Source organism: Pseudomonas sp. UYIF39 (genome assembly GCF_029963765.1).
Classification (GTDB): domain Bacteria; phylum Pseudomonadota; class Gammaproteobacteria; order Pseudomonadales; family Pseudomonadaceae; genus Aquipseudomonas.
This window is the reverse complement of record NZ_JALBYU010000014.1, coordinates 147,001-168,462: the sequence shown is the minus strand read 5'-3', so window position 1 is coordinate 168,462 and position 21,462 is coordinate 147,001. Positions and strand designations below refer to the sequence as shown.

The following is a 21,462-nucleotide window of genomic DNA, read 5'->3' as shown; positions in this document are numbered from 1 at the left end:
TGCGTAACTCATTGTTTACCAAGGAGTTTTCCGTTTCGACTGCGCCGGAAGTGGGGCGAATTATAGACTTCCAGAATCTGCCGTCAACCCCTAACTTGAGCTTTATTCGGATTTGAGCGTAATACGCGCAAATGCCTTCTTCCCAGCCTGGCAAACATGGGTCGCACCCAGTACGTATATAAAGGTGCGATCGACAACCTCACCATCTATACGCACACCACCAGAACCCAGAAGGTCCCGCGCGACAGCCGAGTTCTTGACCAGGCCTGCCTTATTAAGGACAGCAGCAATCGGCATGTCTTCAGTAGCAGTCAATTCGATCTCTGGCAGATCGTCCGGCAGTTCGCCTTCCTTCATACGGTTACCCGCCGCACGGTGAGCATTGGCCGCAGCCTCTTCACCATGGAAACGCGCAACGATCTCTTCGGCCAGCTTGATCTTGATATCACGCGGATTGGCACCCGCCTCGACATCAGCACGGAATGCATTGATCTCATCCATGGAGCGGAAACTGAGCAATTCGAAGTAGCGCCACATCAGCGCATCCGGAATGGAAACCAGCTTGCCGTACATCACGCCCGGCACTTCCTGAATACCCACGTAGTTGCCCAAGGACTTGGACATCTTCTTCACACCATCCAGACCTTCGAGCAGCGGCATGGTCAGAATGCACTGAGCTTCTTGACCATATCCACGCTGCAGCTCACGCCCCATCAACAGGTTGAACTTCTGATCAGTACCACCCAGCTCGACGTCCGCGCGCAAAGCAACCGAGTCATAACCCTGAACCAGCGGATAGAGGAACTCGTGAATGGCAATTGGCTGATTGGTTGTGTAGCGCTTGTCAAAGTCGTCGCGCTCGAGCATGCGAGCTACGGTGTATTGAGAAGTCAGACGAATGAAATCGGCCGGCCCCATCTGATCCATCCAGGTGGAGTTGAACGCAACTTCGGTTTTCGCCGGATCAAGAATCTTGAAAACCTGGGTCTTGTAGGTCTCGGCATTCTCGAGTACCTGCTCGCGGGTAAGAGGAGGACGTGTCGCACTCTTGCCACTCGGATCGCCGATCATCCCGGTGAAGTCACCTATAAGGAAGATCACTTGATGCCCCAGCTCCTGAAACTGGCGCAGCTTATTAATAAGCACGGTATGACCCAAGTGCAAATCCGGCGCGGTCGGATCGAAGCCTGCCTTAATACGTAGCGGCTGGCCACGCTTGAGCTTTTCGATCAGCTCGGACTCGACCAACAGTTCTTCCGCACCACGTTTAATCAGCGCTAGCTGCTCTTCAACCGACTTCATAACAGACCCGCAAGGCTCGAATTCAAAGGGAACCAACCATACAAGATCGCGCGTCAAATACAAGTTTTGCCCGGCGCACGGACACCAATCCACAGATACAGTGTTCGCGGACTTGCTTCAGGGATGATTTGGTTATATTTTATACAGTTATTTCATCTTCATCATGTCATTCATCTTTTCCAATTCATCTTTTTCAAAGTCAAAAATTACCTATGATCAAAGAATCGTCTAAAGCGCCGCCGCTTTACCCGAAGACTCACCTGCTCGCAGCAAGTGGCATCGCCGCCCTTCTGAGCCTGGCGCTTCTGGTATTTCCTTCCAGTGATGTTGAAGCCAAAAAGACGACCCTGAGTCTTGAACTGGAAAGTCCTGCTGAACAACTGACACAAGATCAAGACGCTGTCGAAGCGGTCCAAGCCACAAATGAGCCAGCAGCGTCCCCTTTTGCGCAGATCGAAAACAGCGCCGAAGAACCTCAGGAAACCGCTCAGGCCGCACCCGCGCCAGCACCTGTGATCGAAGAAAAAAAGTCTCCAAACCACAGGGAAGTGATTGTATCTAAAGGCGATACCCTCTCCACCCTGTTTGAAAAAGTCGGCCTTCCAGCAGCTTCGGTGCATGAAGTGCTGGCCAGCGACAAACAAGCCAAGCAGTTCAGCCAACTCAAGCGCGGCCAGAAGCTTGAGTTCGAACTGAGCCCCGATGGCCAACTGAGCAATCTGCACAGCAAGGTCAGCGACGTCGAAAGCATCACCTTGACCAAGAATGACAAGGGTTATGTATTCAACCGCATTACCGCAAAGCCTACCGTGCGCTCGGCCTATGCTCATGGCGTGATCAACAGCTCGCTGTCGCAGTCCGCTGCACGCGCCGGTTTGTCCCACAGCCTGACCATGGACATGGCCAGCGTGTTTGGCTATGACGTCGACTTCGCCCAGGATATTCGCCAGGGTGACGAGTTCGATGTCATCTACGAACAGAAAGTCGTCAACGGCAAGGCTGCCGGCAATGGCCCGATCCTTTCCGCTCGCTTCACTAACCGCGGCAAGACCTACACCGCCGTGCGTTACACCAATAAACAAGGCAACAGCAGCTACTACACGGCTGACGGCAACAGCATGCGCAAGGCGTTTATCCGTACCCCGGTGGACTTCGCCCGTATCAGCTCGAAATTCTCTATGGGCCGCAAGCACCCGATTCTGAACAAGATCCGCGCTCACAAAGGCGTCGACTATGCAGCGCCGCGCGGCACCCCAATCAAGGCAGCCGGTGACGGCAAAGTGTTGTTGGCCGGTCGCCGTGGCGGCTACGGCAACACCGTGATCATCCAGCACGGCAACACCTACCGTACGCTCTACGGCCACATGCAGGGCTTTGCCAAAGGCGTGCAGACTGGCAGTAGCGTCAAACAAGGCCAGGTGATCGGCTACATCGGCACCACCGGGCTTTCCACCGGGCCGCATTTGCATTACGAGTTCCAGGTCAATGGCGTACACGTCGACCCACTAGGCCAGAAAGTGGCGATGGCCGATCCGATCTCAAAAGCTGAACGCTCACGTTTCCTCGCGCAGAGCCAACCGCTGATGGCGCGCATGGAACAAGAGAAATCCACGAAGCTGGCTTCGAGCAAGCGCTAAGTCATGACGTTCTATATAGGTGTGATGTCCGGGACCAGCCTCGATGGCCTGGACATTGCGTTGATCGAGCTGACTCCGACGATCAACCTGATTGCCACGCACTACACCCCAATGCCTGACGCCCTGCGCACCGAGCTGCTTGGCTTGTGCGCCAGCGGCCCGGACGAGATTGCCCGCTCCGCCATCGCCCAACAAAACTGGGTGAAGCTGGCAGCACAGGGCATTCACACTCTCCTCGACCAAAAAAACCTGAAGCCCGAAGACATTCGTGCGATTGGCAGCCACGGCCAGACCATTCGCCACGAGCCGGCGCGCGGCTTCACCGTGCAGATTGGCAACCCAGCCCTTCTGACCGAGTTGACCGGCATCACCGTGATCAGCGACTTTCGCAGCCGCGATGTTGCGGCTGGCGGACAAGGCGCCCCACTGGTTCCAGCCTTTCACGAAGCGTTGTTTGAAAAGCGTGCAGGCAATCGCGCGGTATTGAATGTTGGCGGATTCAGCAACCTCAGCCTGATCGAGCACGGCAAACCGGTAGCCGGTTTCGACTGCGGCCCAGGAAACGTTCTGCTGGATGCGTGGATTCATCAGCAACGCGGCGACAACTTTGATCGCGATGGCCAATGGGCTGCCAGCGGCAAGGTCCAACCGGTTCTGCTGAACGAACTGCTGAGTGATCCATTTTTCGTGACCAAAGGCCCCAAGAGCACCGGCCGCGAAGTGTTCAACCTGCCATGGCTGACACAGCATCTATCGAAACTGCCGACCATCGCCGCCGAAGACGTACAGGCAACCCTGCTCGAACTAACCGCCCTGACCATCGTCGAGTCACTGCAAAGCGCTCAATCAGATACCCAGGAACTGTTGATCTGCGGCGGCGGCGCGCACAATGCCACGCTGATGAACCGCTTGGCCAGCTTGCTGCCAAACGCCAAGGTCAGCAGCACCGCGGCTTACGGCGTAGACCCGGACTGGGTCGAAGCCATGGCCTTCGCCTGGTTGGCCCATTGCTGCCTTGAAGGCATCGCTGCCAATCGCCCGAGTGTCACCGGCGCCCGCGGCCTGCGCGTACTCGGCGCCATCTACCCTGCCTGACTCGCCATATCGAATCCCGGACAACAAAACGCCGCAGAGCCCTGAGGCCATGCGGCGCTTGGTGATGCGGTAACTTGCGATCAGATCGAGAACGACGAGCCGCAGCCACACGTGGTGCTGGCGTTCGGGTTCTTGATCACGAAGCGCGAACCTTCCAGACCTTCCTGATAATCCACCTCGGCTCCTGCCAGGTACTGGAAGCTCATCGGATCAACGACCAGACTCACCCCTTCGCGTTCGACGATGGTGTCGTCATCGGCCACTTCTTCATCGAAGGTGAAGCCGTACTGAAAACCTGAACAACCGCCGCCCGTAACGAATACGCGCAGCTTCAAGCGATCATTCCCCTCTTCATCGACCAGGCTCTTCACCTTGTGCGCGGCACCGTGGGTGAATTGCAAAGCCGTGGGGGTGAAGGATTCGACGCTCATGCTAACTATCTCCCGGCGTTACGCCGCCATAATGCGTGATGACGCGCATTATCCGCTTCTCCTAGAAAATTGGTCAACTATTGTTACGGTATATCAATCAACCCAATCGTAAGCCCGGAATGCAAAAAGGCCCGTCAGACGGGCCTTTTTGCTGAGCGGAACAAACCTTACGGCAGCATGCCTGCATGGGACAGACCCAAGCGCTCATCCAGACCAAACAGGATGTTCAGGTTCTGCACCGCCTGACCCGACGCACCTTTGACCAGGTTGTCGATCACCGACAACACCACCACCAGATCACCATCCTGCGGACGATGCACCGCAATACGGCAAACGTTGGCACCACGCACGCTGCGGGTTTCCGGATGACTGCCGGCCGGCATTACGTCGACGAACGGTTCGCTGGCATAGCGTTTTTCAAACAGTGCCTGCAGATCCACCGAGCGATCCACGACCGTCGCGTAGAGCGTCGAGTGGATGCCTCGAATCATTGGCGTCAGGTGCGGAACGAACGTCAGACCGACGTCCTTGCCCGCGGCACGACGCAGACCCTGGCGGATTTCCGGCAGGTGACGGTGACCTTTGACGGCGTAAGCCTTCATGCTTTCCGACGTTTCGGAGTACAGCGAACCTACAGACGCGCCACGACCGGCACCACTGACACCGGATTTGCAGTCAGCAATCAAACGAGTGGTATCGGCCAGACCTGCTTCTAGCAATGGCAGGAAACCCAATTGCGTAGCAGTCGGGTAGCAACCCGGCACAGCGATCAGGCGTGCCTGCTTGATTTGCTCGCGATTGACTTCCGGCAAGCCATAGACCGCCTCTTCCAGCAGTTCCGGCGCGCCGTGCGGCTGACCGTACCACTTGGCCCACTCATCGGCGTCTTGCAGACGGAAGTCCGCCGACAGGTCGATGACTTTGGTCCCGGCCGCCAGCAGTTCGCCAGCCAGCGCATGGGCAACACCGTGAGGCGTGGCGAAGAACACCACGTCGCAAGCGCCCAGCGTCTTGATGTCCGGAACGCTGAACGCCAGACCGTCGTAATGACCGCGCAGGTTCGGATACATATCAGCCACGGCCAGACCGGCCTCGGATCGGGAAGTGATCACTACCACTTCAGCTTGCGGATGCTGCGCCAACAGACGCAGCAGTTCGACACCGGTGTAACCCGTGCCGCCGACGATACCGACCTTGACCATAAACCTGCCCTCAACGAACCCACTGGAAAGCTGTCGATAATAGGGGCCGCGCGGCTCTGCGACAACCGCCAAGGTGACGTGCGGGCGGTCAACCCTCTACTATCTTCGCTACCGTGAACCTGGGAATAACTAAAAATGCTTTATCTGTGGCTCAAAGCGCTTCACATCGTCAGCATGGTCTGCTGGTTTGCCGGCCTGTTCTACCTGCCGCGCCTGTTCGTTTATCACGCCCAAAGCGAAGATACCGTGAGCAAAGAACGTTTCAGCATCATGGAGCGCAAACTTTACCGCGGCATCATGGGCCCGGCGATGATCGCCACCCTGGTATTTGGCATCGCACTGATCGCCCTCAACCCCAGCATCTTCAGCCAAGGCGCGTGGATTCACGCCAAGTTGACCCTGGTGGTGATCCTGATCGGCTACCACCACATGTGCGGCGCCCAGGTGAAACGTTTTGCCCGTGGCGAGAACACCCGCAGTCATGTCTTTTATCGCTGGTTCAATGAAGTGCCGGTTCTGATATTGCTGGCCATTGTAATTCTGGTCGTCGTTCGGCCGTTCTAACTCCAATCAGCACAACTCACCGGGGTACTTCCAATGTCGCTGCCCGCTCTGCTCGAACAACGCTTGCGTCTGCCAGTGGTGGCAGCGCCAATGTTCCTGATCTCCAACCCACAACTGGTGCTCGCCTGCTGCCGTAATGGCGTGGTGGGCAGCTTTCCTGCGCTGAACCAGCGCGAGAGCAGCGGCTTCAAGGCCTGGCTGGAAGAGATCGAAGCAGGATTGGCGGCATTGGAGAATCCGGCGCCTTATGCGGTGAACCTGATCGTCCACAACAGCAACCCGCGGCTGCAGGCGGACCTGGCGATCTGCATCGAGCACAAAGTGCCGATTGTGATCACCAGTCTCGGCGCTGTGAAAGAACTGGTCGATGCAGTGCACAGCTATGGCGGTCTGGTGTTCCATGACGTGACGACTCGTCGCCACGCAGAGAAAGCCGCCGAGGCAGGGGTCGACGGTTTGATCGCCGTGGCAGCAGGCGCCGGCGGACACGCCGGAACCTGGAGCCCGTTCTCGCTCATTGCCGAGATCCGCCAATTCTTCGACAAGACCCTGCTGCTGGCCGGTTGCCTGAACCACGGCCACGAGATTCTCGCGGCACAACTGCTCGGTGCGGATCTGGCCTACTTCGGTACGCGATTTATCGGCACCACCGAAAGTCATGCGCCTGACGCCTATAAAGAGATGCTGCTGACTTCCAGAGCCGCGGACATCGTCCATACTCCAGCGGTGTCGGGCGTACCCGCGAGCTTTATGCGTCAGAGCCTTGAGGCTGCGGGTTTCGACATGGCAGCGCTGCAAGGCAAAGGTGAGGTGGACTTCGGCTCCAAACTCAAGCCTGTAAGCGATGAAGCCAAAGCCTGGAAAACCGTTTGGTCCGCAGGCCAGGGTGTCGGCGAAATCGATGACCTGCCGAGTGTTGATCAATTGGTCGCTCGCCTTGATGCCGAGTACCGCAAAGCACTGGAGCTGGCGGCAGCGCTGCCCAAGCGCTGGCCACGCTGACAGGAAAACTTGGCCAGTCCATTTCCGGCTGGCCTTACACTCCACGCGCAATACTCCCTAAAACATTCGCGACAAGGATGCCTCGCAATGAGCGAAAACCGTTTCAAGATCGTGTTCGACGGCGCTCTGCTGCCAGGTGTTGACGTCACCACCGCCAAGCTCAATCTCGCCGAGTTGTTCAAAAGCGAAGTGGCTGCCATCGAGCGGCTGTTCAATGGCAAGCCGGTTGCACTCAAACGCGACCTGTCACAGACCGATGCTCAGACTTATCTCCAGGCGCTGACCAAAACCGGTATCGATGCCCGGATCGAATCCGAACCCTCGATCGAGCTGAACCTGGCTGACGTTCATGAACACACCCCTGCCGTCGCGGCAGATCCCGAATCCCCTTACGCACCACCCCAGGCTACCGTTGGCGAAGCCTTGCCTGCGTTTTCCACACTCAAGCCGTTCAGCTTCGACGGTCGCATCGGCCGCTTGCGTTATCTGGCCTGGACGATGTCGCTGACGCTGGTGACCCTTAGCGCTGGCTCATTGCTTGCTGTTTTCGCCCTGGCCCTCTTCAATACGGACTCGACCATTGCCCTCATTCTCGGATGCCTGCTGGCCTTGATCGGCTTCGTGGCGCTCGGTCTCGTCAGCATCCAGTTCAGTGTCCAGCGTCTGCACGATATCGGCTGGTCTGGCTGGCTCTGGCTGCTGACGCTCGTGCCGTTCGTGGGCGGCATCTTTCCGTTCGTGATGATGATCGCGCCGGGAAATAACACCGCTAATCGATACGGTGCGCCACCACCACCCAACAGCACCGCGGTCAAGATCCTCTCGTCACTGTGGCTGGTGTTTATCGCGATCCTGCTCATCGGCGGACTGACCGGTGGCCTCACTACCATCCAGAGCGAATACGAAAGCGCCACCCAGAGCAACTATGAAAGTGACTCCGTGACCACCGAAGAGATCGAAGATCAAACCGCCGTGGAAGCAGAGCCAGCACCAAATTCAGCCGACGATGCAGCCGAAGAAGCCCAGCCCCCTGTAGACTCTGCGAAAGAATGAACAGCGCTCCCCGCCCGTGACACCTGCGTCGCCGGCGCGGAGCTGTTGCGATGGAGAAATGCATGACCCGTTACGCTCTGATCACTGGCGCTTCCAGCGGCATCGGCCTGGCGATGGCCGAAGCGCTGGCCCGGCGCGGCCGCAGCCTGATTCTGGTGGCCCGTCAGCGTGATCAGCTGGAAAGTATTGCGATTGAACTGACTCAACGTTTTGGCGTGGAAGTATTGTTCCGAGCCTGTGACCTCGGCGAGCCGCTAAGGCTGTCCGGTTTTCTGCTGGAGCTGGAGGAAGGTGACCGACAGATCGATTTGCTGGTCAACTGCGCGGGCATCGGTACCTGCGGACCTTTCCTGGCTCAGGACTGGATGACCGAGCAGGACCTGATCGAAGTGAACATCCTCGCGCTCACTCGCCTGTGTCACGCGATCGGCAACAGTATGGCGCTGCAGGGCGGCGGGCAAATTTTGAATGTCGCCTCGGTGGCGGCGTTCCATCCCGGCCCGTGGATGAGTACTTACTATGCCAGCAAGGCTTATGTGCTGCACTTTTCCGAAGGGTTGCGCGTCGAACTGAAAAAATGCGCGGTCAAGGTGTCGGTGCTCTGCCCCGGCCCTACCCGCACGGCGTTTTTCCGCACCGCGCAATTGGACGCAAGCAAACTGGTCGACAGCAAAATGCTGATGAGCCCCGAGGAAGTCGCGCTCTATACCGTGCGGGCTCTGGAGAAAAATCGCGCCATCATTATTCCGGGTCGACGCAACCGCTGGCGCGCCTTCCTGCCGCGACTCGGCTCGCGCTGGCTGACCCGGACAATCGCCGGCATGGTCAACAAGGCTTACTGCCCGCGCTGATCGCACCCTCAAGGTAAAAGGCTGGGCTCGGGCATAACCCATGGTTACACTCAGGCCAGCCCAAACAACGGAGAAAAAAGCTGTGGATACTCTGTTCACCAAGATCATCAACCGGGAAATCCCGGCGAAGATCATTTACGAGGACGACCAGGTACTGGCCTTCCACGACATCGCCCCACAGGCACCGGTACACTTTCTGGTGATCCCGAAAAAAGCGGTGCGCACGCTTAACGACCTGACCGAGGACGACAAGGCATTGGCTGGGCATATTCTGTTCACCGCCCAGCGTCTGGCCCTGGAACTGGGTTGCGAAGAAGGCTTCCGCGTGGTCATGAATTGCAATCCACTGGGTGGGCAGACCGTCTATCACATACATATGCATGTATTGGGTCAGCGCCAGATGCATTGGCCGCCGGGCTGATTGCCGTAAGCCCTGTGGGGGTGGGCAATCCCGCTCCCACGCGCACCTGCGTCGCAATGACCCAGCGCAAACCTTCCCCGGCCGATTGGGTTAAACTGGCCGCCGAGATTCTTCCCGGAGGTCAGCCATGACTACCCAACGTCACTACTCGCCGATTGACCGCCTTCTGCTGCAAGCCGATGCCGCGATGCGTACCTTGCTGCCCTTCAGTGGTCAGCCGTACCGTCCTTCGCCCGCTATCGTTCAGCCGGATGCGCAAATGAGCGACGAAGACACCCGGCACGTCGCCGGTCTGATGCGCATCAACCATACCGGCGAAGTCTGTGCCCAGGCGCTGTATCAGGGGCAGGCCCTGACTGCCAAGCTGCCGCAAGTGCGCGCCGCCATGGAACATGCCGCCGAAGAAGAAATCGACCACCTGGTCTGGTGCGAACAACGCATAAAACAGTTGGGCAGCCACACCAGCATTCTCAATCCGCTGTTCTACGGCATGTCGTTCGGGATTGGTGCGGTGGCCGGGTTGATCAGCGATAAAGTCAGCCTGGGGTTCGTTGCTGCTACCGAGCATCAGGTCTGCAAACACCTCAACGAACACCTTGAGCAACTGCCAGCCGAGGATGAAAAGTCCCGGGCGATCCTCGAGCAGATGCGCATTGATGAAGAACACCACGCCGAAAGTGCGCTGGAGGCTGGGGGGTTCCGCTTCCCGGCACCGGTGAAGTTTGGCATGAGCCTGATGGCCAAGGTCATGACCAAGAGTACTTACCGGATCTGATCCCAAACACCGCGCACAAAAAAGGGAGCTTTTCAGCGCCCTTTCTTTTTGCTCGCAGAAAATCAGCTCGGCATGTTGCGCGCGTAGAAGATTTCCAGCATTTCGTGTTTCACACGCTCGGTCACCTGAGCACGCTGCTCAGGGGACAGGCTGCTGGTGGCGTCGCCGAACAGGTAGTTATCCAGTTCGAAGTTCTTCAGCAACATTTTGGTGTGGAACAGGTTTTCCTGGTACACGTTCACGTCGGTCATCTGGTATGCGTCGCGGGTGTCTTCGGAAAGGTAGTTCTGAATCGAGTTGATCTCGTGATCGATGAAGTGCTTGTTGCCTTCCACGTCACGGGTGAAACCGCGCACACGATAATCCACGGTCACGATATCCGAATCGAACTGGTGGATCAGAAAGTTGAGCGCCTTAAGCGGTGAAATGACGCCACAGGTCGACACATCAATGTCCACACGGAATGTCGCGATGCCATCGTCCGGATGGATTTCCGGGTAGGTATGCACCGTGATGTGGCTCTTGTCGAGGTGGGCCAGGATAATTTCAGGCAGCGGGCCCGGGGACTCTTCGACCTGACTGTCGGTAGGGGTCACCGGCTCTTCAGAGATCAGAATCGTGACGCTGGCGCCTTGGGGCTCATAATCCTGACTGGCAATGTTCAGGATGTTGGCACCAATGATATCGACAACCTCTGTGAGGATCTGCGTCAGGCGTTTCGCGTTGTACTCTTTATTGATGTACTCGACGTAAGCCTGTTGGTCTTGCGGGGTTTCCGCATAGCAGATGTCATAGATGTTGAAGCTCAAGGTCTTTGTCAGGTTATTGAACCCGTGGAGCTTGAGTTTGCTTTTCACCGTTAAAACTCTCTATGTATTGCGGCCCGGCCGCGTGATCAAGCATGCCCGTCAGATGCGAACAACGCACCCGCGTAGGACGGATTAACACCTCTTCGCGATTTTTGGTTATCTGTTCGGGTGCAGACGCGAGCTTCAGATCGCCAGAGTCTGCACTGACTTTATGATAGTTGAATGTCGATTCAACCGAGCTCGATGATCTCGTAGTCATGAGTAATTGCCACGCCAGCCGCACCCAGCATGATCGACGCCGAGCAATACTTCTCGGCAGACAGCTCGATGGCGCGTTTGACCTGGGCTTCTTTCAAGCCTCGGCCCTTGACCACGAAGTGCATGTGGATCTTGGTGAATACCTTCGGATCTTCGGTGGCACGCTCGGCTTCGAGGAAGGCTTCGCAGCTTTCAACGGCCTGACGAGACTTCTTGAGGATGCTGACCACGTCGAAATTGCTGCAACCGCCAACACCCAGCAGGAGCATTTCCATCGGCCGGACACCCAGGTTGCGACCGCCGGCATCGGGCGGACCGTCCATGACCACGACATGACCGCTGCCGGATTCGCCGAGGAACATGGCTTCGCCAGCCCATTGGATGCGTGCCTTCATCGCCAAGACTCCACTGTATAAAAAAGGGTCGCCAGCTTAGCACAGGGGCCTTGATTGACGGCGTCTCGCCTTCCTACGACGCAAGCCGTTGCGCTGTAGGTAAATTCTCGAATATTGCAGGAAGTGTCTGTTAAGCTGGCGCCAATTCACTGGCGCATAGCCAGCTTTGTAGCGACCTCAGCGACTCATAAGAAAACCAAACACACCGTGAAGTCTTTTCGGGATACAACCATGGTTGCTATTACCCCAACACCCAAAATCAAGAACCTCGACAAGCTGTTGATGCACTGCCAGCGCCGTCGTTATGCGGCCAAAAGCAACATCATTTGTGCCGGCGACCGCTCGGACACGCTGTTCTTCATCATCAAGGGTTCGGTCACCATCCTGATCGAGGATGACGATGGTCGCGAAATGATCATCGCCTACCTGAACTCCGGAGACTTTTTCGGCGAGTTGGGCCTGTTCGAACAGGCCGGCCTGGAACAGGAGCGCAGCGCCTGGGTGCGCGCCAAGATCGAATGCGAAGTCGCGGAGATCAGCTACGCGAAATTCCGCGAGCTGTCCCAACAGGATCCAGACATTCTTTACGTGCTCAGCGGACAAATCGCACAGCGCCTGCGCAACACCACCCGCAAAGTGGGTGACCTTGCATTCTTCGACGTTACCGGCCGCGTCGCACGCTGCCTCTTGGAACTGTGCAAGCAGCCAGATGCAATGACCCATCCCGATGGCATGCAGATCAAGGTGACCCGTCAGGAGATCGGGCGGATTGTCGGTTGTTCACGTGAGATGGTCGGTCGCGTACTCAAGGATCTGGAAGAACGCAACCTGGTGGACGTCAAAGGCAAGACCATGGTGGTCTTCGGTACGCGCTAAACCCTGAACATGTCTGCCAGCAACTGGCGGTACAACGTGTCGAGTCGCCCCAATGCATCAGGTGCTGCATATTTTTCATGAAGGGCAATGTGGCTCTCGGCGCGAACTCGCTGCTCCAGGCCACAGGCTTCATTGAAACGGTTAACCGCCGCAACCATCGACTCACGCTCGTTATCGAACAACAAAGCACCGTGCACCAACCCTACCGGACGCGTACCGCCCTTGCTCTGGCGCCAGCGTTGAGCCGTGCCGACCATCTTGCGCCCATCAAGGTTGACGTTGAAACGCCCATCACAGAACGCACCCTCTATTTCGCCCAAAGACGAAACGCCGCCCAGTTCATCGAGTAACTGACAAATCGGATCGCAAAGTCGGCGATAACCGGTTTCGATGCGGTTCTGGTCACCCTCGCTACGCGGTGGCGCGTAGACCAGTGCGATGTTGATCGTCGAGGCCGATTGCGGCACCGGCTCACCGCCGGTTTCACGCAACAATACCGGCCAACCTGCCGCAGCCGACACTTCGCACGCGGCCTCGAACCCAGGCAGACGATTCAACCGTCGCGGCATGACCAGCGCCTTATCACTGGGCTGCCAGAACAGCAGCCCAAACTCCGAATCGTCGGTGCACACATGGGCCAACAGATCCTGTTCGGCGAGCAGGCCGGCTTCGGTCGTCAGGGAGGTAATCAGGGTCATAAGGTATTCCGTCGGACGTTAGTCTGTGGTGCTTCTTATGCCGCCATCGTCGGAGCGCCGCCCGGAGCAAGCTCGCTCCCACATTTGATCTGGGCGCTCACAAATTTTGTGTCCACCAACGATCACTGTGGGAGCGAGCTTGCTCCGGGCGGCGTTCCGACGATGCTTTTTCAGTCGAGTGTAGAACCGCTCACCGCGATACCACGCTCAGGAAAGAACAGACGCTGCAACTCAGTGCCCGGGCTTTCGGCGCGCATGAACGCTTCGCCCACCAGGAATGCGTACACATCGCTGATTTCCATCAGTTCAACATCGGCCCGGTTGAGAATGCCACTTTCGGTGATCACCAAGCGGTCACGCGGAATACGCGGCAACAGATCGAGGGTGGTTTCCAGATTGACTTCGAAAGTGTGCAGGTTGCGGTTGTTCACGCCGACCAACGGAGTGTCGAGGGTTTTCAAGGCCCGCTCCAGCTCGTCGCCATCGTGAACTTCCACCAGCACATCGAGGCCGACGCTTTTGGCGACGGCAGCCAGCTCGGCCATTTTCACGTCATCCAGTGCGGAGACGATCAATAGCACGCAGTCGGCACCCAACGCTCGGGCTTCAATGATCTGGTACGGATCAATCATGAAGTCCTTGCGGATCACCGGCAGTTTGCACGCCGCCCGCGCCTGTTGCAGATACGCATCGGCGCCCTGGAAGTAATCGATATCGGTGAGCACCGACAGGCAGGTCGCGCCGCCCTTCTCGTAACTCTTGGCGATGTCGGCGGGAATGAAGTTCTCGCGGATAACGCCTTTGCTCGGTGAAGCTTTCTTGATTTCTGCAATGACCGCTGGCTGCTTGAGCTTGGCCTGAGCCAACAATGCCTTGGCAAAACCACGGGGTGCATCGGCCGTCTTGGCCAGACTTTCCAGCTCCGCCAGGCTTACGCGAGCGCTACGCTCAGCGACTTCCTGGACTTTACGGGCCAGAATGTTTTCCAGAACCGTCGGTACACTCATCCCTCATTCTCCACTTTGAATACCGCGGTAAATGCACCCAACTCCTCCAGTTTTTCCCGAGCGAGGCCTGTGTGCAGCGCATCGTGCGCCAGGGCAACGCCTTCTTTCAAACTGCTGGCATGGTCGGCGGCATACAGCGCGGCACCGGCATTGAGCACAATCATTTCCGCGGCTTTCTGACCGTTCTCGGTCTTGCGCTTGCCCAGGGCATCGCGAATCAGCTCCAGCGAGGCCGCCGGGCTATCCACTGCCAGACCGTGCAGACTCTGGCTCTTCATGCCCAGGTCTTCTGGCTCGACCCAATACTCGGTGATCTGGTCATCCTTCAATTCCGCCACAAAGGTTGGCGCCGCCAGACTGAACTCGTCCAGGCCATCCTTCGAGTGCACCACCAGCACGTGCTTGCTGCCCATACGCTGCAAGACTTCGGCCAGCGGCCGGCACAACGCCTGATTGAACACGCCCACCACCTGATGCTTCACGCCGGCCGGATTCGTAAGCGGGCCGAGCATGTTGAACAGCGTACGCAAGCCCAGCTCCCGGCGCGGGCCGGCGGCGTGCTTCATGGCGCTGTGATGGGTCTGGGCGAACATGAAACCGATGCCGACGTTGTCGATGCAGCGTGCTACCTGAACCGGCGTCAGGTTCAGGTAGATACCCGCCGCCTCCAGCAAATCGGCGCTGCCGCTTTTGCCCGAGACCGCACGGTTACCGTGCTTGGCCACCGTGCAACCGGCCGCCGCCACCACGAACGAGGAAGCGGTCGAGACGTTAAAAATGTTCGCGCCATCGCCACCGGTGCCGACCACATCGACGACGCCGTCGAGAGTCTTGAGCTCGACCTTGTCCGCCAGCTCGCGCATGACCGACACGGCGCCGACGATTTCGTCGATGCTTTCACTCTTCATGCGCATGGCCATCATGAACGCGCCGATCTGCGCATCCGTGCATTGACCGGTCATGATTTCGCGCATGACATCGCGCATCTCATCGGTGCTGAGGTCGAGCTGTTCGACGATACGGCTCAGGGCTGTCTTGATATTCATGAAAAGTCCTTAGCGCGTGCCGCCGGTTTGTTTGAGGAAATTAGCGAACAACTCGTGGCCCTGTTCGGTGAGGATCGACTCAGGGTGAAACTGGACGCCCTCGATGTTCAGTGTCTTGTGGCGCAGGCCCATGATCTCGTCGACCGAACCGTCTTCAAGCTGGGTCCAGGCGGTCAGCTCCAGGCAATCGGGCAAGGTTTCGCGTTTAACGATCAGTGAATGATAGCGGGTGACCGTCAGCGGATGGTTCAGGCCTTCAAATACACCTTTGTCCTCGTGGAAAACAGGGCTGGTTTTGCCGTGCATGACCTGACGGGCGCGCACCACATCGCCACCAAAGGCCTGGCCGATGGACTGATGCCCCAGGCAGACGCCCAGAATCGGCAATTTACCGCCAAAGTGTTTGATCACATCAATCGACACGCCTGCTTCGTTCGGCGTGCAAGGGCCGGGTGAAACGACGATCCGCTCAGGGTTTAGGGCTTCGATTTCGGCAATGGTGAGCTCATCGTTGCGCACGACTTTGACCTGGGAGCCGAGCTCACCGAGGTATTGCACAACGTTGTAAGTAAAAGAGTCGTAGTTATCGATCATCAGCAACATGGCTTAAGAACCTCTTGAATTCACTGACTTTAAATACTGCCTTCGAATGATTGTCCCCGCAGCGTCCAGCGCTTTGTCAGTCAAAGCGACATGTCATACGGGCAACGTTCTGCGGTCAGCTTTCCGGGGTTTGTTCAGCCAGGGCCACTGCACGGAACATCGCGCGGCGCTTGTTCAGGGTTTCTTCCCATTCCAGCGCCGGTACCGAGTCGGCAACGATGCCGCCACCGGCCTGCACGTGCAGTTCGCCGTTCTTGATCACCGCGGTGCGGATCGCGATCGCGGTGTCCATGTTGCCGTTCCAGGCGAAGTAGCCGACCGCGCCGCCGTAGACACCACGCTTGACCGGTTCCAGTTCATCGATGATTTCCATCGCGCGAATCTTCGGTGCGCCAGACAAGGTGCCCGCCGGCAGAATGGCCCGCAGTGCGTCCATCGCCGTCAGCCCGGCCTTCAATTGACCGGTGACGTTGGAAACGATGTGCATCACGTTGGAATAGCGCTCGATCACCATTTTTTCAGTGAGTTTCACCGAACCGATTTCCGAGACCCGACCGGTGTCGTTACGGCCCAGGTCGATCAGCATCAAGTGCTCGGCAATTTCCTTGTCGTCGGACAGCAGGTCTTTTTCCAGCGCCAGGTCGGCCTCTTCGTTAGCGCCTCGAGGACGGGTGCCGGCGATCGGCCGCACGGTGATCAGGTTGTCTTCGACCCGTACCAGCACTTCCGGCGAACTGCCGACGACGTGGAAGTCGCCGAAGTTGAAGAAGTACATATAAGGCGTCGGGTTGAAGCAACGCAGCGCCCGGTACAGATCAATCGGCGCGGCCTTGAAGTCGATCGACATACGCTGGGACGGCACGACCTGCATGCAGTCGCCGGCCAGGATGTATTCCTTGATGGTATCGACGGCTTTTTCGTAATCGTCCTGGGTGAAGCTCGAACGAAACACCGGATCAGCAGACTGTTGCTTGCTGAAATCCAAGCCACGGCGCGGGGTAATCGGCTGACGGAGTTTTTCCAGCAGCTCTTCCAGACGCGCCTGACCTTGTTCGAAAGCATCGTCTTGCGAGGGATCGGCCAGGACAATCGCGTGCATCTTGCCGGCGAGGTTGTCGAATACCACGACCGCGTCGGAAACCATCAGCAGAATGTCCGGCACGCCCAACGGATCAGGGTTCGGGCACTTGCCGAGACGCTTCTCCACATAGCGCACGCAGTCGTAACCGAAATAACCCACCAGACCGCCATTGAAACGCGGCAGGCCGGCGATGGTCGGCACGTTGTAACGGGCCTTGAACGCTTCGACGAACGCCAGCGGATCTTCAGCCTCATGACTTTCGATCTCGATGCCGTCATGGGTCACGCTGATGTGATGGTCATGAACCCGCAGCACGGTACGGCACGGCAGGCCGATGATCGAGTAACGGCCCCACTTCTCCCCGCCCTGCACCGATTCCAGCAGGTAAGAGTTAGGCTCGTCGGCCAGCTTCAGGTAGATCGACAGCGGTGTGTCGAAGTCGGCCAGGGTTTCGCAGGCAAGCGGGATGCGGTTATAGCCGGCAGCGGCCAAACGCAGGAATTCTTCGCGGATCATGGGGTAGCCTCGTGGCTTGAGGGTCTAACAGTCAGGTATGCAAACGCGCCGGTATGCCGGCCAGGAACAAGTCAGGCGCGCCAACGCCAGCGGGCCAGGGCCTTGATGACTTTCATCCAGAGTTTGCGAGTGACCACCACGATGGCGTTTCCAGAAGGGGGTTGAACAGCGTCGGGCAACGTTATCTCAGCGGCCGGATCCAGGCAACCGGGAATTAACTTGCGCAGATCGTCGATCACCAGCGCCGGCGACTCTTCGGCAATCGGCCGGCCGTGGTTATAGCCATAACTGAGCGCCACGCATTTGACCCCCGCCGCTTTCGCCGCCAGCACATCGCTGCGCGAATCGCCGACGAACAAGGATTGCGACGCCGGGATGTTGGTCATTTTCATCACGAAAAACAGCGCAGCCGGGTCCGGCTTTTTCTGTGGCAGGGTGTCGCCGCCGATGATCAAGCGGAAGTAACGACCGATTTTCATCTGATCCAGCAGCGGTGCGACGAAGCGCTCCGGCTTGTTGGTGATCAGCGCCATCTCGACACCCTGCTTGTGCAGCCATTTCAGGGTGTCGCGCACGCCGGGGTAAACCACCGTCAGCTCGTGACCGTCCTCGTAAAAGCCGTTGAACAGCTCCAGGGCATGCTCGGCCTCGACCTCATCGACACCCTCGGCGTCGATGTGGTTGGCCAAGGCCCGGCGCACCAGCGTGTGCACGCCGTTGCCCACCCACTCGCGTACCGATTCGATGCCGGCAGGTTTTCGCCCGAGTTTGAGCAGCATGTTATCCACAGCCGCTGCGAGGTCGGGGACCGAATCGATCAGCGTGCCATCCAGATCGAACATCACCAGCCGCGGCAGAGACCCCGGGAACAACTGCTCAAAGCCACTCATGGGCGGGCCAGCGCCAGTTCGGAACGCATCTTTTCAATCACCTCTTGGTAGTTCGGCGCATTGAAGATCGCCGAGCCGGCGACGAAGGTGTCAGCGCCAGCAGCGGCGATTTCACGAATGTTGTTCACGTTCACCCCGCCGTCGATTTCCAGACGGATGTCACGCCCGCAAGCATCGATCAGCGCCCGCGCTTCCCGCAGCTTGTCGAGGGTGCCGGGAATGAACTTCTGTCCGCCGAAGCCTGGGTTGACGCTCATCAGCAGGATCATGTCGACCTTGTCCATCACGTACTTGAGCACGTCCAACGGGGTCGCCGGGTTGAACACCAGACCCGACTTGCAGCCACCTTCGCGGATCAGTTGCAGGGAGCGGTCGACGTGCTGCGAGGCTTCCGGGTGAAAAGTGATGTAGGTCGCGCCGGCTTCGATGAAGTCACCGACGATCCGGTCCACCGGGCTGACCATCAGGTGCGCGTCGATCGGCGCAGTCACGCCGTACTTGCGCAGCGCGGCACACACCATCGGGCCGATGGTCAAGTTCGGCACGTAGTGGTTGTCCATGACATCGAAGTGCACGAAGTCGGCGCCAGCGGCCAGGACGTTGTCCACTTCTTCACCCAGGCGGGCGAAGTCGGCGGAGAGAATCGACGGAGCAATTACGAAGGGCTGCATGACGCACCTTTTTTGAGCAGAATCACGATGGCGCGCATTGTATACCTCATGCTTTGAAGCGCGCACCGTGACGCGATAATCAGTAAGCCGCCCGGTAGATCTTCTCGATATCGACGGCGCTCAATTTGCGCGGATTGTTGCGCATCAGGCGCTCAATTCCCGCCGCTTCCACGGCCATGGCCGGGATGGCGTCTTCGGGAACGCCGAAGCTGCGCAGGCCCGGCGGGATTTCCACCGCAGCGCACAACTCGGTCATCGCCTCTACGGCCTTGTCCGCCGCATCGTCGGTGCTCAGATGAGCGGTCTTCACCCCCATGGCCTCGGCGATATCTTGCATGCGCTCCACGCAGGCCATTTTGTTCCAGGTCATGACATACGGCAGCAGCAAGGCGTTGCTGACGCCATGGGCAATGTTGAAACGGCCGCCCAGCGGATATGCCAGCGCGTGCACCGCGCCGACCCCGGCATTACCAAACGCCATACCGGCCATCAGGCTGGCGGTGGCCATGTCTTCGCGGGCCTGGAGATTGGACGGATTGGCGTAAGCCTTCGGCAGCGCCTTGGCGATGAGCTTGATGGCGCCGATGGCCAGCGCGTCGGTAATCGGTGAGGCGTTGAGCGACAAATAGGATTCGATGGCGTGCACCAGTGCATCGACACCACTGGCGGCAGTGACACTGCGCGGACAGGTCAGGGTCATTTGCGGGCTGACCAGCGCCACGTCCGGTAATAGATAGTCGCTGACGATGCCTTTCTTCAGCTGCGCAACCTTGTCGGAGAGGATCGCTACGTTAGTGACTTCCGAGCCGGTGCCCGCGGTGGTCGGAATGGCGATCAGCGGCGGGCCTTTGCGCGGCACCTGATCGATGCCGAACAGATCCTCCAGCGCCCCGTGATAGCCGGCGTAGGCCGCGACACTTTTAGCGATGTCGATGGCACTGCCGCCGCCCAGGCCGATCAGTCCGTCGTGCCCGCCCTCGCGGTAGACCCGCATGCAGTCTTCGACAATGGCGATTTCCGGGTCTGGCAACACACGGTCGAAGATTTCGTAGGTTCGGTCGCCCAGATGCGCCAGCGCCAGCTCGACCGTGCCGGACTTGACCAGAGCAGCATCGGTGACGATCAGCGGGTTGTCGATATCCAGGCGTGTCAGTTCAACCGCCAGTTGCTCGATGGCACCTGCGCCGGTGATCAGTTTGTGAGCGATTTTGAAAGAGGAAATACTCATGTGCGCAGCCTCTTATAGATAGGGGAGCTGGGCACAAGAGTAGCTGGGGATTGGGGTTTGTCTGCTATTCAGGCCATGAATGACCCGCGCCCCCGAAAACCACACAAAACAACTGTGGGAGCGAGCTTGCTCGCGATAGCGGTGGTTCAGCCAAAATCATGTCGACTGATATACCGCTATCGAGAGCAAGCTCGCTCCCACAGGGGATGGCGTGAACCGTCAGACCTGCGCGGTACGCAGTTTTTCACTACGGCCGCGCAGCCATTCCAGGGTCAGCAGCAGGATCACCGAGAAGGCAATCAGCAACGTCGCCGCCGCTGCGATGGTCGGGCTGAGGTTTTCGCGGATGCCGCTGAACATCTGCCTTGGCAGGGTCGCTTGTTCAGGGCCGGCGAGGAACAGCGTCACCACCACTTCATCGAACGAAGTCGCGAAGGCAAATAGCGCACCGGAAATCACGCCAGGCGCAATCAGCGGCAAGGTCACCCGACGGAACGCCGTCAGCGGCGAAGCACCCAGGCTCGCAGCAGCGCGCACCAGATTCTGATTGAACCCCTGCAAGGTCGCCGACACGGTAATGATCACAAACGGCACGCCCAACACCGCATGCACCACGATCAGCGAGAAGAAGCTGTTACCCAGACCCAGTGGCGCGAAGAACAGATAGCTCGCCACACCGATGATCACCACTGGCACCACCATCGGCGAAATCACCAGCGCCATCACCAGCGCCTTGCCGGGGAAGTCGCCCCGCGTCAGGCCGATGGCCGCCAGCGTACCGAAAATCATCGCCAGAACGGTCGCCGCCGGAGCAACGATGATGCTGTTCTTCAGCGAGCGCATCCACTCGGCCGAAGCGAAGAAGTCCTGGTACCAGTGCAGCGAGAAGCCTTGCAACGGGTACACCAGAAAACTTCCGGAGTTAAACGACAGCGGAATAATCACCAGCACCGGCAGAATCAGGAACAACAGGACCAGCCCGCAGAGAATGCGCAAGCTGTAGAACCACACCCGCTCGATGGGCGACATATAAGGACTCAGCATTTCATTC

General features: G+C 58.4%; 23 protein-coding genes. 9 read left to right on the top strand and 14 right to left on the bottom strand.

What is annotated here, in order from left to right:
* Positions 1 to 102: 102 nt before the first annotated feature.
* Positions 103 to 1,302 carry a tyrosine--tRNA ligase gene (tyrS, locus tag MO767_RS19625; protein ID WP_282481852.1) on the bottom strand — a complete coding sequence of 400 codons (1,200 nt, stop codon included), beginning with the start codon at positions 1,300 to 1,302 and terminating at the stop codon, positions 103 to 105.
* Positions 1,303 to 1,514: 212 nt separating this feature from the next.
* Here tyrS and MO767_RS19620 point away from each other — a divergent pair, with 212 nt between their 5' ends.
* Together MO767_RS19620 and MO767_RS19615 are read left to right on the top strand one after the other, a co-directional pair.
* On the top strand, positions 1,515 to 2,939 hold the full coding sequence (locus MO767_RS19620) for a peptidoglycan DD-metalloendopeptidase family protein (protein WP_282481851.1): 1,425 nt from the start codon (positions 1,515 to 1,517) through the stop codon (positions 2,937 to 2,939).
* A 3-nt stretch (positions 2,940 to 2,942) separates the two neighbouring features.
* Positions 2,943 to 4,034, top strand: a complete 1,092-nt coding sequence (locus tag MO767_RS19615; RefSeq protein WP_282481850.1) for an anhydro-N-acetylmuramic acid kinase — start codon at positions 2,943 to 2,945, stop codon at positions 4,032 to 4,034.
* 80 nt (positions 4,035 to 4,114) lie between these two features.
* Here MO767_RS19615 and erpA read toward each other — a convergent pair whose 3' ends face one another.
* Together erpA and argC are read right to left on the bottom strand one after the other, a co-directional pair.
* Entirely contained in the window at positions 4,115 to 4,465 is a 351-nt protein-coding gene (gene erpA / locus MO767_RS19610) for an iron-sulfur cluster insertion protein ErpA (protein ID WP_007947969.1), read from the bottom strand.
* Between the two features lie 167 nt (positions 4,466 to 4,632).
* Entirely contained in the window at positions 4,633 to 5,667 is a 1,035-nt protein-coding gene (gene argC / locus MO767_RS19605) for an N-acetyl-gamma-glutamyl-phosphate reductase (RefSeq protein ID WP_282481849.1), read from the bottom strand.
* A gap of 135 nt (positions 5,668 to 5,802) precedes the next feature.
* On the opposite strand from argC, the gene hemJ reads away from it, so the two are divergent.
* From hemJ to coq7, 6 genes are all read left to right on the top strand, one after another.
* Positions 5,803 to 6,231, top strand: coding sequence for a protoporphyrinogen oxidase HemJ (hemJ, locus tag MO767_RS19600; RefSeq protein WP_282481848.1), 429 nt, complete (start codon positions 5,803 to 5,805; stop codon positions 6,229 to 6,231).
* Positions 6,232 to 6,264: 33 nt separating this feature from the next.
* Complete coding sequence (locus tag MO767_RS19595; protein WP_282481847.1) at positions 6,265 to 7,233, top strand: nitronate monooxygenase family protein; 969 nt, start codon at positions 6,265 to 6,267, stop codon at positions 7,231 to 7,233.
* Between the two features lie 87 nt (positions 7,234 to 7,320).
* On the top strand, positions 7,321 to 8,286 hold the full coding sequence (locus MO767_RS19590; RefSeq protein ID WP_282481846.1) for a DUF805 domain-containing protein: 966 nt from the start codon (positions 7,321 to 7,323) through the stop codon (positions 8,284 to 8,286).
* 62 nt (positions 8,287 to 8,348) lie between these two features.
* A complete protein-coding gene (locus tag MO767_RS19585; protein WP_282481845.1) occupies positions 8,349 to 9,137 on the top strand; it encodes an SDR family oxidoreductase in 789 nt (262 codons plus the stop codon).
* Positions 9,138 to 9,219: 82 nt separating this feature from the next.
* Positions 9,220 to 9,558, top strand: a complete 339-nt coding sequence (locus tag MO767_RS19580) for a histidine triad nucleotide-binding protein (protein ID WP_008147240.1) — start codon at positions 9,220 to 9,222, stop codon at positions 9,556 to 9,558.
* Positions 9,559 to 9,685: 127 nt separating this feature from the next.
* Positions 9,686 to 10,333 (top strand): 2-polyprenyl-3-methyl-6-methoxy-1,4-benzoquinone monooxygenase, encoded by a 648-nt coding sequence (coq7, locus tag MO767_RS19575; RefSeq protein WP_008147238.1) that lies wholly within the window; start codon positions 9,686 to 9,688, stop codon positions 10,331 to 10,333.
* A gap of 62 nt (positions 10,334 to 10,395) precedes the next feature.
* Here coq7 and speD read toward each other — a convergent pair whose 3' ends face one another.
* Positions 10,396 to 11,190, bottom strand: coding sequence for an adenosylmethionine decarboxylase (gene speD, locus MO767_RS19570; RefSeq protein ID WP_282481844.1), 795 nt, complete (start codon positions 11,188 to 11,190; stop codon positions 10,396 to 10,398).
* A 182-nt stretch (positions 11,191 to 11,372) separates the two neighbouring features.
* The gene (locus MO767_RS19565; RefSeq protein WP_007941657.1) at positions 11,373 to 11,795 is read right to left on the bottom strand and encodes an OsmC family protein; all 423 of its coding nucleotides are present in this window, start codon (positions 11,793 to 11,795) and stop codon (positions 11,373 to 11,375) included.
* A 231-nt stretch (positions 11,796 to 12,026) separates the two neighbouring features.
* On the opposite strand from MO767_RS19565, the gene crp reads away from it, so the two are divergent.
* Positions 12,027 to 12,671 (top strand): cAMP-activated global transcriptional regulator CRP, encoded by a 645-nt coding sequence (crp, locus tag MO767_RS19560; RefSeq protein WP_008147233.1) that lies wholly within the window; start codon positions 12,027 to 12,029, stop codon positions 12,669 to 12,671.
* On the opposite strand, the gene MO767_RS19555 is transcribed toward crp, so the two are convergent.
* The 9 genes from MO767_RS19555 to MO767_RS19515 form a co-directional block, all read right to left on the bottom strand.
* Positions 12,668 to 13,369 (bottom strand): lipoate--protein ligase family protein, encoded by a 702-nt coding sequence (locus tag MO767_RS19555; protein WP_282481843.1) that lies wholly within the window; start codon positions 13,367 to 13,369, stop codon positions 12,668 to 12,670. The genes crp and MO767_RS19555 overlap by 4 nt on opposite strands.
* Positions 13,370 to 13,539: 170 nt before the next feature.
* The gene (gene trpC, locus MO767_RS19550; RefSeq protein ID WP_282481842.1) at positions 13,540 to 14,376 is read right to left on the bottom strand and encodes an indole-3-glycerol phosphate synthase TrpC; all 837 of its coding nucleotides are present in this window, start codon (positions 14,374 to 14,376) and stop codon (positions 13,540 to 13,542) included.
* Positions 14,373 to 15,422, bottom strand: a complete 1,050-nt coding sequence (gene trpD / locus MO767_RS19545) for an anthranilate phosphoribosyltransferase (protein ID WP_095127233.1) — start codon at positions 15,420 to 15,422, stop codon at positions 14,373 to 14,375. Before trpD ends, trpC begins: the two co-directional genes overlap by 4 nt.
* Before the next feature lie 9 nt (positions 15,423 to 15,431).
* A complete protein-coding gene (locus tag MO767_RS19540) occupies positions 15,432 to 16,025 on the bottom strand; it encodes an aminodeoxychorismate/anthranilate synthase component II (protein WP_033056198.1) in 594 nt (197 codons plus the stop codon).
* 115 nt (positions 16,026 to 16,140) lie between these two features.
* Entirely contained in the window at positions 16,141 to 17,622 is a 1,482-nt protein-coding gene (gene trpE, locus MO767_RS19535) for an anthranilate synthase component I (RefSeq protein ID WP_282481841.1), read from the bottom strand.
* 71 nt (positions 17,623 to 17,693) lie between these two features.
* A complete protein-coding gene (locus MO767_RS19530) occupies positions 17,694 to 18,512 on the bottom strand; it encodes a phosphoglycolate phosphatase (protein ID WP_046045387.1) in 819 nt (272 codons plus the stop codon).
* The gene (gene rpe / locus MO767_RS19525) at positions 18,509 to 19,183 is read right to left on the bottom strand and encodes a ribulose-phosphate 3-epimerase (RefSeq protein WP_282481840.1); all 675 of its coding nucleotides are present in this window, start codon (positions 19,181 to 19,183) and stop codon (positions 18,509 to 18,511) included. Before rpe ends, MO767_RS19530 begins: the two co-directional genes overlap by 4 nt.
* Positions 19,184 to 19,262: 79 nt before the next feature.
* Positions 19,263 to 20,411, bottom strand: a complete 1,149-nt coding sequence (locus MO767_RS19520) for an iron-containing alcohol dehydrogenase (protein ID WP_282481839.1) — start codon at positions 20,409 to 20,411, stop codon at positions 19,263 to 19,265.
* A 219-nt stretch (positions 20,412 to 20,630) separates the two neighbouring features.
* On the bottom strand, positions 20,631 to 21,455 hold the full coding sequence (locus MO767_RS19515) for an ABC transporter permease (RefSeq protein WP_149629957.1): 825 nt from the start codon (positions 21,453 to 21,455) through the stop codon (positions 20,631 to 20,633).
* Between the last annotated feature and the right edge of the window lie 7 nt (positions 21,456 to 21,462).

Bases quoted from the DNA above. Each gene is read 5' to 3' on its own strand.
- hemJ (WP_282481848.1), top strand. From the start codon at position 5,803: ATGCTTTATCTGTGGCTCAAAGCGCTTCACATCGTCAGCATGGTCTGC.
- MO767_RS19620 (WP_282481851.1), top strand. From the start codon at position 1,515: ATGATCAAAGAATCGTCTAAAGCGCCGCCGCTTTACCCGAAGACTCAC.
- MO767_RS19520 (WP_282481839.1), bottom strand. From the start codon at position 20,411: ATGAGTATTTCCTCTTTCAAAATCGCTCACAAACTGATCACCGGCGCA.
- MO767_RS19565 (WP_007941657.1), bottom strand. From the start codon at position 11,795: ATGAAGGCACGCATCCAATGGGCTGGCGAAGCCATGTTCCTCGGCGAA.
- tyrS (WP_282481852.1), bottom strand. From the start codon at position 1,302: ATGAAGTCGGTTGAAGAGCAGCTAGCGCTGATTAAACGTGGTGCGGAA.
- trpE (WP_282481841.1), bottom strand. From the start codon at position 17,622: ATGATCCGCGAAGAATTCCTGCGTTTGGCCGCTGCCGGCTATAACCGC.
- MO767_RS19595 (WP_282481847.1), top strand. From the start codon at position 6,265: ATGTCGCTGCCCGCTCTGCTCGAACAACGCTTGCGTCTGCCAGTGGTG.
- MO767_RS19590 (WP_282481846.1), top strand. From the start codon at position 7,321: ATGAGCGAAAACCGTTTCAAGATCGTGTTCGACGGCGCTCTGCTGCCA.
- MO767_RS19555 (WP_282481843.1), bottom strand. From the start codon at position 13,369: ATGACCCTGATTACCTCCCTGACGACCGAAGCCGGCCTGCTCGCCGAA.
- MO767_RS19530 (WP_046045387.1), bottom strand. From the start codon at position 18,512: ATGAGTGGCTTTGAGCAGTTGTTCCCGGGGTCTCTGCCGCGGCTGGTG.
- MO767_RS19515 (WP_149629957.1), bottom strand. From the start codon at position 21,455: ATGCTGAGTCCTTATATGTCGCCCATCGAGCGGGTGTGGTTCTACAGC.
- MO767_RS19540 (WP_033056198.1), bottom strand. From the start codon at position 16,025: ATGTTGCTGATGATCGATAACTACGACTCTTTTACTTACAACGTTGTG.
- erpA (WP_007947969.1), bottom strand. From the start codon at position 4,465: ATGAGCGTCGAATCCTTCACCCCCACGGCTTTGCAATTCACCCACGGT.
- argC (WP_282481849.1), bottom strand. From the start codon at position 5,667: ATGGTCAAGGTCGGTATCGTCGGCGGCACGGGTTACACCGGTGTCGAA.
- trpC (WP_282481842.1), bottom strand. From the start codon at position 14,376: ATGAGTGTACCGACGGTTCTGGAAAACATTCTGGCCCGTAAAGTCCAG.
- crp (WP_008147233.1), top strand. From the start codon at position 12,027: ATGGTTGCTATTACCCCAACACCCAAAATCAAGAACCTCGACAAGCTG.
- trpD (WP_095127233.1), bottom strand. From the start codon at position 15,422: ATGAATATCAAGACAGCCCTGAGCCGTATCGTCGAACAGCTCGACCTC.
- rpe (WP_282481840.1), bottom strand. From the start codon at position 19,183: ATGCAGCCCTTCGTAATTGCTCCGTCGATTCTCTCCGCCGACTTCGCC.
- MO767_RS19615 (WP_282481850.1), top strand. From the start codon at position 2,943: ATGACGTTCTATATAGGTGTGATGTCCGGGACCAGCCTCGATGGCCTG.
- MO767_RS19585 (WP_282481845.1), top strand. From the start codon at position 8,349: ATGACCCGTTACGCTCTGATCACTGGCGCTTCCAGCGGCATCGGCCTG.
- coq7 (WP_008147238.1), top strand. From the start codon at position 9,686: ATGACTACCCAACGTCACTACTCGCCGATTGACCGCCTTCTGCTGCAA.